We start from the raw sequence: 13,116 nt of genomic DNA on the forward strand, positions 1-13,116 counted from the left end.
CTTGTGGAGTTGCCCATGCCCCGCTTGCGCAATATTCCCATCAACTGCCGACTGTGGTTGATCCTGCTGACGTCCATCCTGATGCTGCTGATTCTTGCCGGCATGATGCTCAAGCAGAGCTATGACAACTTGTATGCAGCCAAGGTGCTGAAAACCCGTCACGTGGTCGAGACGGCCAGCGGGATCCTGCGCCACTTCCAAAACCTGGAAGAACACGGGCTCAGTCGGGAACAGGCGCAGCAGCAGGCTATCGCGGTCATACGCGATCTGCGCTATGACCACGGGGACTACTTCTGGCTCGAAGACCTCGACACGCGCATGATCCTGCATCCCAATGCCAAGCTTGAAGGCAAGCGCATGACAGGCACCCTCGACCCTGATGGCAAGGCGCTGTTCGACGAGATGGTGGCCGTGGCAAAACGCGACGGCTCAGGCCTGGTGAGTTACCGCTGGCCCAAGCCGGGTTCCGACGCGCCAGTGGAGAAGGTTTCCTACGTCGAACTGTTCAAGCCCTGGGGCTGGATCGTCGGCTCGGGTATCTACATTGACGACGTGCAAGTCGAGTTCCGCCGCCAGCTGGTACACACCTTCGTCATCCTGATAATGATCACGCTGCTGCTCAGCGCGCTGATCCTGCTGATTGCCCGCAGCATCGCCTCGCCACTGGCGCAAGCGGTCGATGCCATGCAGAACATCGCCAGCGGCGATGCCGACCTGACCCGCAATCTGGACAGCCAGTGGCGCGACGAGCTCACTGCCCTCAACGTCCACTTCAACGTGTTCACCAACAAGCTACGCACGGTGATCGGCCAGTCTATGCAGACCGCAGGCAGCCTGGACCAGGCCTCGCAATCACTCGCTGAGATTGCCAGCGATAGCCAGCGCCACAGCCAACAACAGTCCCAGCAGATGGAGTTGGTGGCCACCGCCATTCACGAGGTTTCTTACGCCGTGCAGGAAGTGGCGAAGAACGCCGAACACGCCGCCAACGAAGTACGCCAGGCCGATGAGCAGGCACGCCAGGGTCAGCACAATATTGACAACAGCCTGAGCCAGATCGACCAGTTGTCCGAGACCATCGGCCAGGCTGTCGAGGTGATCCAGAGCCTGGCCCAGGAAAGCACCCAGATCGGCAGTGTGCTGGAAGTCATTCGCGCCATCGCCGAGCAGACCAACCTGTTGGCGCTGAATGCCGCCATTGAGGCGGCGCGCGCTGGCGAACAGGGCCGCGGCTTCGCCGTGGTAGCAGACGAAGTGCGCCTGCTGGCCCAGCGCACTCAGCAGTCCATCGCACAGATCCAAGGCATGATCGAGCGCCTGCAGGGCAACTCGGAAGCGGCGGTGAAGGTCATCAATACCAGCAGCCAAGCCGCTCAACAAACCGTGGAACAGGCCCGCCGAACCGGTGAAAGCCTGCACCAGATTCTCAGCGCGCTGCGCAATCTCACCGAACTGAACGCCTCGATCGCCAGCGCCACCCTGGAGCAGTCCCATGTGGTCGAGGACATCAACCAGAATGTCACCCGTGCAGCTTCGCTGGCCCACGAAAATGCCCAGGCAGCAGGCCGGTCCAACGAGGCCAGCCAGCAACTGGGCCAACTGGCGGGTCAGCTGAATCGGCTGTTGGGGCAGTTTCGCGTATGAAGGTGATGGCGCTACCTGTCGAACAAGGGCACCACTCGCGCTACCTGGAAACCCGCCACAAGGCTCTCGAGCTGTTCGCCAGGTGTGGCTTCAGCCGGGTAAGCATGCGCGACCTCGCCACTTATCTGGGGATCAATGTCGGCTCCATTTACAACCACATCGATAGCAAGGAAGCCCTGCTGTTCGAGCTGATCGAGGAACTCTACGAACAGTTGCTTCACGGCGCCAGCCTGGTGAATCGTCGCAAATCCGCACCGGCGGTACGACTGCATGGCCTGCTTGAGGCGCACCTCCTGCTACACGAGCGCATGGGGGCGCATTTCCGCCTGGCAGAGTACGACCTCCATTGCCTGAGCAGCGAACAGCATGCCTTGATCCTGACCCTGCGCCGACGCTACGAGGAGCACCTGGTGGAAACTATAGAGCAGCTCACCGGTAAACCGACCAATGCCACCCGGCGCGCCACCTTGAGCGGCATCGTGTCCCTCCTCAACCAACTGCCAGCCTGGGTTGGGGAGCCGCACGCAAGCAAGGGAGTACGCCGCAAGTTGCTGCATGACATGGTGATGAGTACCCTCCAGGGTGCGTTGCAGGCGACTCATACCTCAGGCTCTGAACTCTCGTCAAAGCCGGGCTAATGGCCGGACGCTGAACATTAATCTCATGCACAAAAAACGCCACTCATTGAGTGGCGTTTTTTGTGAATCCTGGAGCCTTTCTCAAGTTCGGCGCAGGAGTGTATGAGGAGCCACACCAAAGGCCTTGCGAAAAGCATGACTGTAATGGGAAAAATCGGAGAATCCGAAATCCAGTGCAGCTTGGGAAATGCTGCGTACCTGGCCGCGCTCTATAGCCTCACGACTGGCGATCAGGCGCTCTTTCCAGATCTCCGCGACCGGCGTTTTCTGGTAACGGGCGAAAGCGCGTGTGACGGTTCGCGTGGACACATAATGCACTTGAGCGATGCGCTCGATCGACAGGTCCGGATCGGTCAGATTCTGCTGGATGTAGTTCATGATCCGACCATAAAGATCCAGCTCCTCATGGGTCGTCTTGAGATCCTGGAGTTCCAGGCTGATCGCCAGAAGATCCAGCAAGGTGTTGGAGAAGCGGCTGGAAAGCCCCTCGTCTTGAAAGCTTGCAGGAATGCTCGCCGCTTGGTGCAACATCTCGCGCAATGGAATCACCCCTGGACGGCGATCGTCCAGTACCACGGCTGTGCAGCCTGCAATACCTGGCAACCGCTGGCTGAGCAACTGTCGCGGAATGCGGACCAGGTGGTTTTCGGTACCACCCAGGCTGAATCGGAACGTCTGGGATGCGTCATAAAGAAACAAATTGTCCGCCGCCAGCGTTGTCCTGCGCCCTCCCTGCTCCAATTCACCATAGCCACGCCGGGTAAAACCGAGCCATAGATCTTCATCAGGACCACTGCGCAAATGCTGGGGCGAACGCTCCCAAAAATGCAGTGGCGAGGACAGCGTACAGATCTCCAGCGGCCCCATGCCGTGCACCTCCAGCGCCCCGTCGAAATCGCTCTGCGTCAATGGTTTGCTGTCCGCCGCCAGGCAGTGACGGCATACCACTTCTTTCCAGTAATCAAAGCGACGTGGCGCCGCAACGGCGAGGGTTGAATACTGATTGCTATGACTCATGGCATTCACCTCACGGCGGCAGCTGAACAATAAGGGTGACGGTAACGTTAGCTCCCTGTTTAGCAAATAGCAGGCCACTCCACTTTTGTACTGCCAAGGTTATGTGCGCCTGAAATATCAGACCCTTGCGCTCGGGAAGGGGCTGTCACACGGACGACTCCTGCCCATTATCGATACATGCATTCGGAGTGCGCGCACCAATTCAGCTCATCGTGATCCTGTATTCAGGGCCTGTCCTTTCTAGCCAAACGGTTGTCCGTACGAGCCAAGCGTACCGTGCCGTCCCCGCCTAACTTCTACCCCACACCGTGCCCCTTCAACCACAACTGATGAGGTGTCCCATGCAACCGCCAGAGCAGCAGCGACAGTCCGATTCATCCTGGCTTTTGCAGAGGCGCGACTTGGCACCTGAAGAGTTCGCCACCTACCTGTTAGAGCTGGGGACTCTGGTGCTGCAGCGTCGGCTGGTTGCGCCAACCGCAGCCACCCGCGCCCGTCGAAACGTTGAACAGATAACCGCGTACCAAAAATAAAACCAAGGAGCCCACCATGGAATCTGCGATCGATAAGCACCTCAAATGCCCGCGGACGTTGTCTCGTCGCGTCCCCGATGAATACCAGCCCCCCTTCCCCATGTGGGTTGGGCGCGCCGATGAGCAACTGGAACAGGTGGTGATGGGATATTTGGGAGTGCAGTACCGCGGGGAGGACCAGCGTGCGGCGGCCCTGCACGCCATGCGCCACATCGCCGCGAGCCTGAGTCTGCCCGACGGCCCCCTGAGCCATGACCTGACTCACCACACCGACAACAGCGGTTACGACAACCTGATGATCGTCGGTTATTGGAAAGACCCGGCCGCCCATTGCCGTTGGTTGCGCTCGCCTGAGGTGATCGAATGGTGGTCATCGGAGGATCGCTTGAGCGACGGTCTCGGTTATTTTCGGGAAATTGTCGCGCCGAGGGCCGAGCAGTTCGAGACGCTGTATGGCTTTCGCGAGGAATTACCCGGCGTCGGCGCCCTGATGAACACCACCAGTGACGAAATCGAAGAGCACGGTTACTGGGGATCCATGCGTGACCGCTTCCCGATTTCCCAGACCGACTGGATGGCTCCTTCCGGTGAACTGACGGTGATCGCTGGCGACCCGGCCAAAGGTGGGCGCGTGGTCGTGCAAGGCCATGACAATATCGCGCTGATCCGCTCCGGCCAGGACTGGGCGGATGCTGGCGAAGAAGAACGATCGCTCTATCTCAACGAAATTCTGCCGACGCTGCAGGCGGGTATGGATTTCCTGCGCGACAGTGGCAAGGACCTGGGTTGCTATAGCAATCGCTTCGTGAATTACATCGACCTGGACGGCAATCTTCTGAACCTGAGCTACAACATTGGCCACTGGCGCTCCCTGGAAAAACTCGAGCGCTGGGCCGAATCCCATCCGACCCATCTGCGGATCTTCGTGACCTTTTTTCGGGTCGCCACCAGCCTGTCGAAGCTACGGCTCTACCACGAAGTCTCGGTATCCGACGCCAAGGATCAGGTGTTCGAGTACATCAACTGCCACCCGCAGACCGGCATGTTGCGTGACGCGGTGATCCCGACAACCTGAAGTCTGACGCGACCCGGCGTCCACGGGCGGTCTTGATCCGAATTCCGCCCTGACACAGACCTCACCCCCAAACATCTTTTGGCCCCCCATCTCTAGCGCATGGGGTTGGGGGCCCTTTTGTCAGGAAATCGATCATGAAGTTGAGTCACTCTTTACTCGTGCTGTGCATGCTGCCGTTTGTCAAAAGCCAGGCCATCGAGGTAGCTCCCGGTGATTTCGAGCCATTGCCGGCCGGCGCCAACGCCTTGCTGCTCTACTACCAGCACGCCGACCGCTCGGATCTGTACCAGAACGGCCACAAGGTCTCCGACGACGCCAGGCTCAGTTCGGACATCGGCATCCTGCGGTATGTGCACGCCATCGGCCTGTCAGAAAACCTCTCGTGGGAACCGCAGATTTTGTTGCCTTTCGGCCAGATGAACGCCTCAGGAGATATCGGCGCCTTGGGCGATACCCGCGGCATCGGCGATCCGATCATCACCGCGCCGCTGAAGTGGACGCTGCCCACTGCGAACAAGGACATCTTCGCTTTGGCACCCTACCTGTCCGTTCCGGTGGGGAGCTACGACAAAAACGATGCCTTGAACCTCGGCGAGAACCGCTGGCGCGCCACGCTACAGGCGGCGTACATCCACCATTTTTCCCCGAAATGGGCGCTGGACACGGTGGCCGAAGCCTCTTGGGTGTCGGCCAACAATGACTTCGGCCCGTCCGGGGCGAAGCTGGAAGAAAACACCCGCTACGAGTACCAGACCGCCGTGCGCTACAACTGGACGCCGAGCACCACCTTCGCCGTGGGCGGCGGCTACATCACCGGCTCGGCGACCACCGTCAACGGTGTCGATCAGCACGACGGGGTCTCCACTTCCTACGGGCGTTTCACCGTCACGCACTTCATCGAGCCCACGCTGCAGATTCAGGCCCAGATCGGCACCGACATCGAGGTCGAACAAGGCTTTAAGGAAGGCGCACGCCTGAACCTGCGCGTCTTGAAAGTGTTCTGAGCGCGCCACGCTTGGCAGGTTGTCCTTTTCAACCAAATGGCTGTCCTTCTCAGCCAAGCAAAGGCTGAGAAGGATGCCTAACTTGAACCCAGTTACCCACTTGATTGATGTCGCCCCAGGTGCCCGGCGCGAGGTGTTTTGCGAACACCTTCGAACGCTCCCGTACTGACCGAGCCGTTGTCGATCACAGACAAAAGAATAGGAAAATCATGGCCATTGTTCGCCCTACCCTCGACCAACTGCAAGACATCGCTGGCCGGCTGAATATGCAGCTGACCCATGAGCAGGCAGCGGAATACCTGGCACTTATGCAGCCAAGTTTCGACGCCTATGACCTGGTCGACGAGTTGCCGGATTTCACCCCACCGGTGCGCTACGACCGCAGTTCCGGCTACCGCCCGTCTAACCCGCAAAACCTGCTCAACGCCTGGTATTACAGGACTGAAGTAAATGGTGCCCGTGAGGGCAAGCTTGTAGGCAAGACTGTTGCGCTCAAGGACAACATCTCCTTGGCTGGCGTCCCGATGATGAACGGCGCCTCAATCCTGGAAGGGTTTGTACCGTCGTTTGACGCAACCGTGGTGACCCGTTTGCTAGACGCCGGGACGACCATCCTGGGCAAGGCGACTTGTGAGCACTACTGTCTCTCCGGTGGCAGCCACACCTCTGATCCGGCGCCCGTACACAACCCATACCGGCACGGTTTCGCTGCCGGCGGATCCTCCTCCGGAAGCGCTGCATTGGTGGCAGCCGGCGAGGTGGACCTGGCCGTTGGCGGCGATCAAGGCGGCTCGATCCGCATCCCTTCAGCGTTCTGCGGCACCTATGGCATGAAGCCGACCCACGGTCTGGTGCCCTACACCGGGATCATGGCGATCGAGGCCACCATCGACCATGCCGGTCCCATCACCCGCAACGTGCGTGACAACGCGCTGATGCTGGAAGTCATGGCCGGTGCCGACGGGCTCGATCCTCGTCAGGCCGCCCCTCAAGTCGACGCCTATTGCGACTATCTGGAGCGAGGTGTGAGCGGACTGCGGATCGGCATCCTGCAGGAAGGCTTCCAGCTGGCCAACCAGGATCCACGCGTTGCCGACAAGGTACGCGGCGCCATCGCCCGACTCGAAGCCTTGGGAGCTCGCGTCGAAGAGGTCTCCGTTCCCGAGCACAACCTGGCAGGTTCGCTGTGGCACCCCATCGGCTGCGAAGGCCTGACCATGCAGATGATGCATGGCAATGGCGCAGGCTTTAACTGGAAGGGGCTCTACGACGTCGGTCTGCTGGATAAACAGGCCGGTTGGCGCGAACAAGCGGACGCATTATCCGCATCGCTCAAGCTGTGCATGTTCGTCGGCCAGTACGGTCTGGAACGCTACAACGGTCGTTTCTACGCCAAGGCTCAGAACATCGCACGCTTCGCCCGGGCCGGTTACGACAAGGCACTGCAGACCTACGACCTGCTGGTCATGCCGACCGTGCCGATCATCGCCCAGCCCCACCCCGAACCCGATTGTTCGATCACTGAGTACGTGGCCCGGGCACTGGAAATGATCGGTAACACCGCGCCGCAGGACATTACCGGCCATCCGGCCATGTCAATCCCGTGCGGTCTGGTGAACGGTCTGCCGGTGGGGCTGATGTTCGTCGGCAAACACTATGCCGAAGGCACGATTTACCAGGCGGCGGCAGCGTTCGAGGCCGATGTCGACTGGAAGACGTTGTAAGGCTGCCTCCCCCCAAACCTCCCGGACATCAATAAAAAACCGGGGACTGTTCTTCACTTTTTTGACCGTATTAAATCGATGAGGAGTTACACCATGAGCGCCACTGTATCCCCAGCATCCACTTCGACGCCCAGCGAGCGGGCGTGGGCCTTGTTCAAGGTTATGAAAGACAAGGAACTGATTCCAGAGGGCTATATCGAGCAGCTGACCGATTTGATGGAGCACCAATGGAGCCCGGAAAACGGCGCTCGTGTAGTCGCCAAGGCCTGGGTCGATCCGCAGTTCCGGGAGCTGTTGCTCAGAGACGGTACTGCAGCGTGCGCGCAGTTCGGTTTCACCGGCCCGCAAGGCGAATACATCGTGGCCCTGGAGGATTTGCCGCAGCTGAAAAATGTCATCGTCTGCAGCCTGTGCTCCTGCACCAACTGGCCGGTCCTGGGGTTACCGCCGGAGTGGTACAAGGGTTTTGAGTTCCGTGCACGCCTGGTTCGTGAAGGACGCACCGTGCTGCGTGAGATGGGCACAGAGTTGCCAAGCGATGTGGTCGTCAAAGTCTGGGACACCAGCGCAGAAAGCCGCTACCTGGTCCTGCCCTTAAGGCCCGAAGGCTCCGAGCACATGAGTGAAGAAGAGCTTCAGAAACTGGTGACCAAGGATGTGCTGATCGGGGTTGCCCTGCCCCGCGTACGTTGACCCAAAGACTCTTCATCTTCTAACTTTCGGAGGTTTTTATTATGGATGGCTTTCACGATCTCGGTGGTTTTCAAGGCTTTGGCAAGGTTCCCCATGTCATCAATAGCCAGGATTACAAACAAGTCTTCAAACAGGAATGGGAGCACCTGGCTTACAGCCTGATGTTTATCGGTGCCGACCAGTTGAAAAAATTCAGCGTCGATGAAATACGTCACGCCGTCGAACGACTCGATGTCCGCCAGCACGTTGGCACGCAATATTACGAACGCTACGTCATCGCCACGGCCACGTTGCTGGTCGAAACCGGCGTCATTACCCAGGAAGAACTCGATTTGGCATTGGGTTCAACCTTCAAATTGGCCAATCCTCCCCATGACAAGGGCCGCCCCGCCATCACTGGCCGCCCGCCATTTGAAGTGGGCGACCGGGTAGTGGTTCGCGACGAATACGTGGCCGGCCACGTGCGCATGCCGGCCTATGTGCGCGGCAAGGAAGGCATCGTCCGACACCGCACCTCGGAAAAATGGCCGTTCCCGGATGCTATCGGACACGGCGATTTGAGCGCAGCGCATCAGCCCACCTACCACGTTGAATTCCAGGTGAAGGATCTGTGGGGCGATGCTGCGGATGATGGTCTGGTGGTGGTCGACCTGTTCGAAAGCTACCTGGACAAGGCCGTCGATGCGAAAACGGTGGCCGCATGATTGACGGGGCCCTGTCGGGCCGGCTGCCGGTGACGGTCCTTTCAGGCTTCCTCGGCTCCGGCAAGACGACCCTGCTCAACCACATCCTGCGCAATCGCGCAGGCATGCGGGTGGCGGTCATCGTCAATGACATGAGCGAAGTCAACATCGACGCCGAGGACGTAGCGCGCAATGTGTCGCTGCACCGCGGCAGCGATGAACTGGTCGAGATGAGCAACGGCTGCATTTGCTGCACGCTGCGCGCTGACCTGCTTGAGCAGATCAGCCTGCTGGCGCGTCAGCAGCGCTTCGATTACCTGCTGATCGAGTCCACCGGAATCTCCGAGCCGATGCCGGTCGCCGAGACCTTCGCCTTCCTCGACTCGCAAGGTTTCAGTCTGAGCGAACTGGCGCGGCTCGACACCTTGGTCACCGTCGTCGACGGTAGCAACTTCCAGGCGCTGTTGGCCTCGCGGGACACCGTTGGCGGCGAGGACGAAACGGGCACGCCATTACGCCACTTGTCCGATCTGCTGATCGAACAGGTGGAGTACGCCAACGTCATCCTCGTCAGCCGGTTGGACCTGATAGGCGAGAAAGGCTTTCTGGAACTGAGCGCCCTCCTCGCGGGCCTCAATCCGAAGGCGGAAATCCTGCCCATGACCCACGGTGCCGTCGATCTGTCGAAGATCCTCGACACTGGCCGCTTTGATTTGCCGAGTCTGGTGCAGTCACCCGGCTGGATGAAAAGCCTGGAAGCCAGTGACGAGCATCCACCCGAGTCGGACACCTATGGAATAGCTTCCTGGGTGTATCAGGAGCGTGCGCCATTCCATCCGCAACGGCTGCTGGAGTTCCTGCAGTTGCCCTGGCAAAACGGGCGACTACTGCGTTGCAAAGGCTACTTCTGGGTTGCCAGTCGGCATCTGGACATCGGCATGCTGGTGCAAAGTGGCGGGCAATTTCGTTGGGACTATGTCGGGCGCTGGTGGACATTCATCGCGCAATCACAATGGCCTCAGGATGACTATCGCCGCGGAGGGATAATGGCCAAATGGGACGAGATCACCGGGGATTGCCGGCAGGAAATCGTCGTCATCGGTCAGGGTCTCGACCTGGATATGTTGAAGCGGCAACTGGACGCCTGCCTGCTGACCCCGGAAGAGATCATGGACGGTCCACAGACGTGGCCAACCTTGCCAGGCGCAACATCCTTCGACCTCAAGGCATTGTCGCCCTGACCGCTCGGCAGTCTGCCTGGCAATGCACCACTTTAGCGAAGCCCGGCAAGCCTCGTTATAACCTTTGACTTCAATTTCACGGACTGAGAGGCGCTGACTCAGACATAAGAGCGGTGAATACCGTTGGTTCCCCGGCCGTGGCCAGACCCGACGCGCGGCTGACGGTTCGCCTATGACCAATACGAAAATTCATGTCGAGCGCGAGCAACTCGAGATTGAACGACCGCTTCTGGCCGATTTAGTGGCCTTTTGCGAAAGACGCATCTATCTGGATACGGTCGCTCACGAACGTCTGCTTTTGGCCGTTTTCTGCCTGTCGTGATAGGACTACAGCTAGGGATGCCGTTTACCACTAATAAACTGGAGGTGGCTCATTACCGACCTTGATATGGTCGAAAACCTGATCTGGATTTTTCTGGCACCAATATCGGAATAAAAAGCGAGGTTCGATGCCTGCGAAATATTCACCTACCATGCTGTCGGCGGGCACCGTCAGTTTTGGCTCTGACCATTGCTGAGCTAAAACGCCTATTGGTTTTTCAGACGTACAAATTATCCAGGTAGCCTCGCCACCCCTGATGCCTGGCAAGTAGCCCATGGTTTGCACCTTATCTAACAACAGACTTAGCGTTGCGGTGGCTTCGACGTTAATTGATGTCTCATGACTGTGCATATCGTCTCCTGCATGAACGCTATCTCGATCAATGGCAACTTCCAACATGACTACTCCTTTTTACCGCTGTGCTGACACTAGATCGACCAGCGTAGAGACATCAGCGGCTACCTGTCCACAGTCTGCTCTTGGCCGATTTCTGTCTGTCGCCAGCCTCACCGGTCGATTCCCGCCGCTTACAACTTTGGTATCTGGTTAGTCAGGTGCAATGCAAATAATGGGTCAGGTCGAACGCATATAAGTAGTTAGGCCAGATGCGACTTAGCAGATATCGATCACATCTTGACTTCAGCTCGGACCAATCCGGTACTTTGTACGAGGCCCTCTACCAAGCGATAACGTCGTTGGCACAAGAATTTGAAGCAGGGCATTGGAAGACGGAAACAAAAGCTATCGGGCCTAAATCTCTAAACGAGGGCATTACGAAGCCGCCCTTGGGCCTGGACGTAATGTGCGAGTGTCGTCTTCCGACACATAAGCTTGCAGTGTGACGGGATAGACGGTGGTGCTGGAGCCAAAGCAGCTCGCCCCCCAGCACCTACGGCCCGGCTCGCCGGCCGCCCAGGATTACTTCAGTTTCGCCAGCATGGCCACGGCGACTGCCTTGGCCGACTGTGGGTTCTGGCCGGAAATGACTTCGCGGTCTTCGATCACGTTCTCGCTCCATGGCTTGGCTTCGGAGAAGTTAGCACCGGCTGCTGTCAGGCCATCCTGTGGGAACAGTTTCATATGGCCACCGCCGAGGAAACCTTTGGCCTGCTCCTCTTCCGCGTCGGTGAAGGCGGTGACTTTGTAGCCCTTGTAAATCCAATTGGCTGGCGCTGCCGGCTGTTTGCCCGATTCCAGCGCGGAGACAAAACCGCGCGCATCCGGGATCGTCGACAACACGGCTATGGTGCCATGGCAGGTGAAGCCGGTGACCTTGCCTTTTTCATGGAAGTTGGTCAGCAGTTGGCCCAGTTGCTTGTCCTTCAGCAGATCCTGCATCGGGATATGGCCGCCAGGCACGAATACGGCATCGAACTTGTCGTAGCCGATTTTCTGAACCTGCGCGAAGCTGATTGCCGGCGAGTCGCTCTTCGAGGTCAGCTTCAGCGTGGCCAGTAGCGCGAGACTTTCCTGACGGGCCTTTTCATCGCCGCCCCAGAAGCTCACGTCATTGGATTTCTGGTCCGCGGTTGGCGCCTTGCCGCTAGGGGTGGCAAATACGACGGTTTGACCCGCCGCGATGAAGGTCTGCACCGGTTGCATTAATTCGTTCAGGAAGAAACCTGTTTGCATAACCTTGCCGTCAAGCGGGCATAAACGTCATGTTCAATCATGAAATCCCCTCAAACAGGACGCACCAACGCCCGGTTCTACCGGGCGTTGGCCGAGTTGAGAAGCCGCAGGTTCAGCCAGGCATTGATTCGCGGCTGAAAGCGTCCAGCTCCCGCACCAGGCTCTGCGCTGCCAACATCACCAGTTCACGACCTTTTTCTGGCGTCGCCAGCGCCGGGTCCGAGCCCATGCGGCCATCGGGATGGCGTGCGCGGAAGTCCATCGCTTCGCGGATCGGGCCCCAAGGGGCGATCTGCGGCGAGTATTCAGCCGATTTGATCGAATCCGGATAGGCCCATTGTGTGACCGCGATCTCGGACGGCGTGGCGTGCACGCCGTGCCCCGTAGGGAACTGCTCGCGCGCAAGCTCCCCTACCCCCTCAAGGTCCCACCAATTGCACAACTTCAGCGCGAACCCTGCTGGGCGTCGAGCGAAGCTGGCTTCGGCGTAGAGCTCAGAGAACGCCGCCTCGATCGATGCAACGTTGCCACCGTGGCCATTGAGGAAGAGGATTTTTTCAAACCCGTGAGCGGCCAGCGAACGCACCCAATCTCCGATCGCCGCAATAAAGGTCGACGGACGCAGCGAGATGGTTCCAGGGAACCCAAGATGGTGCTGGGCCATGCCGATATTGAAGGTCGGTGCAATCAGGATGTCTGCGTTTTTTTGCGCTTCACCGGCGATGATTTCCGGGCACATCCAGTCGGTCCCCAGAAGACCGGTTGGACCGTGTTGTTCGTTCGAACCGATAGGGATCACGATGGTGCGGCTGCGTTGAAGAAATTGACCGATCTCGGCCCAGGTCGACAGGTGTAAAAGCATTTGAGTTCTCACTTTTAAAGGGTTCCTTGCGGAACATGACAAAGGCGC

Annotated in this window: 13 protein-coding genes; 9 read left to right on the top strand and 4 right to left on the bottom strand. The window is 58.8% G+C overall.

The genetic code is table 11. The features are described 5' to 3' along the window. Positions 1-15 precede the first annotated feature (15 nt). Both ACQ4OB_RS03215 and ACQ4OB_RS03220 read left to right on the top strand, forming a co-directional pair. Positions 16-1,644: a methyl-accepting chemotaxis protein gene (locus tag ACQ4OB_RS03215; protein WP_430955115.1), complete on the top strand. Its 1,629-nt coding sequence runs from the start codon at positions 16-18 to the stop codon at positions 1,642-1,644. Next, entirely contained in the window at positions 1,641-2,282 is a 642-nt protein-coding gene (locus tag ACQ4OB_RS03220) for a TetR/AcrR family transcriptional regulator (RefSeq protein WP_430955116.1), read from the top strand. The genes ACQ4OB_RS03215 and ACQ4OB_RS03220 overlap by 4 nt, the downstream gene beginning before the upstream one ends. An 81-nt stretch (positions 2,283-2,363) precedes the next feature. Here the strand turns inward: ACQ4OB_RS03220 and ACQ4OB_RS03225 are convergent, their stop codons facing one another. Beyond that, complete coding sequence (locus ACQ4OB_RS03225; protein ID WP_430955117.1) at positions 2,364-3,299, bottom strand: helix-turn-helix domain-containing protein; 936 nt, start codon at positions 3,297-3,299, stop codon at positions 2,364-2,366. Positions 3,300-3,848: 549 nt separating this feature from the next. Between ACQ4OB_RS03225 and oxdA the strand changes: the two genes are divergently transcribed. The 7 genes from oxdA (at position 3,849) to ACQ4OB_RS03260 (ending at position 10,574) form a co-directional block, all read left to right on the top strand. Beyond that, positions 3,849-4,907 carry an aliphatic aldoxime dehydratase gene (oxdA, locus tag ACQ4OB_RS03230; RefSeq protein ID WP_430955118.1) on the top strand — a complete coding sequence of 353 codons (1,059 nt, stop codon included), beginning with the start codon at positions 3,849-3,851 and terminating at the stop codon, positions 4,905-4,907. 134 nt (positions 4,908-5,041) lie between these two features. Beyond that, a complete protein-coding gene (locus ACQ4OB_RS03235) occupies positions 5,042-5,911 on the top strand; it encodes a transporter (protein ID WP_430955119.1) in 870 nt (289 codons plus the stop codon). 209 nt (positions 5,912-6,120) lie between these two features. After that, the gene (locus ACQ4OB_RS03240) at positions 6,121-7,635 is read left to right on the top strand and encodes an amidase (RefSeq protein ID WP_102616566.1); all 1,515 of its coding nucleotides are present in this window, start codon (positions 6,121-6,123) and stop codon (positions 7,633-7,635) included. Between the two features lie 93 nt (positions 7,636-7,728). Continuing rightward, complete coding sequence (gene nthA / locus ACQ4OB_RS03245) at positions 7,729-8,328, top strand: nitrile hydratase subunit alpha (RefSeq protein WP_102616567.1); 600 nt, start codon at positions 7,729-7,731, stop codon at positions 8,326-8,328. 41 nt (positions 8,329-8,369) lie between these two features. Then, entirely contained in the window at positions 8,370-9,032 is a 663-nt protein-coding gene (gene nthB / locus ACQ4OB_RS03250; protein ID WP_074877475.1) for a nitrile hydratase subunit beta, read from the top strand. Next, the gene (locus ACQ4OB_RS03255) at positions 9,029-10,252 is read left to right on the top strand and encodes a GTP-binding protein (protein ID WP_430955120.1); all 1,224 of its coding nucleotides are present in this window, start codon (positions 9,029-9,031) and stop codon (positions 10,250-10,252) included. The genes nthB and ACQ4OB_RS03255 overlap by 4 nt, the downstream gene beginning before the upstream one ends. A gap of 172 nt (positions 10,253-10,424) precedes the next feature. Further along, positions 10,425-10,574, top strand: a complete 150-nt coding sequence (locus ACQ4OB_RS03260) for a hypothetical protein (protein WP_430955121.1) — start codon at positions 10,425-10,427, stop codon at positions 10,572-10,574. Between the two features lie 30 nt (positions 10,575-10,604). Here the strand turns inward: ACQ4OB_RS03260 and ACQ4OB_RS03265 are convergent, their stop codons facing one another. The 3 genes from ACQ4OB_RS03265 to ACQ4OB_RS03275 form a co-directional block, all read right to left on the bottom strand. Beyond that, the gene (locus tag ACQ4OB_RS03265; protein ID WP_430955122.1) at positions 10,605-10,973 is read right to left on the bottom strand and encodes a hypothetical protein; all 369 of its coding nucleotides are present in this window, start codon (positions 10,971-10,973) and stop codon (positions 10,605-10,607) included. 519 nt (positions 10,974-11,492) lie between these two features. Further along, entirely contained in the window at positions 11,493-12,206 is a 714-nt protein-coding gene (locus ACQ4OB_RS03270) for a type 1 glutamine amidotransferase domain-containing protein (RefSeq protein ID WP_430955123.1), read from the bottom strand. Between the two features lie 112 nt (positions 12,207-12,318). After that, on the bottom strand, positions 12,319-13,068 hold the full coding sequence (locus tag ACQ4OB_RS03275) for a creatininase family protein (RefSeq protein WP_074877481.1): 750 nt from the start codon (positions 13,066-13,068) through the stop codon (positions 12,319-12,321). Positions 13,069-13,116 lie beyond the last annotated feature (48 nt).

It is taken from the genome of Pseudomonas sp. ES4 (genome assembly GCF_050586665.1).
Classification (GTDB): domain Bacteria; phylum Pseudomonadota; class Gammaproteobacteria; order Pseudomonadales; family Pseudomonadaceae; genus Aquipseudomonas; species Aquipseudomonas frederiksbergensis.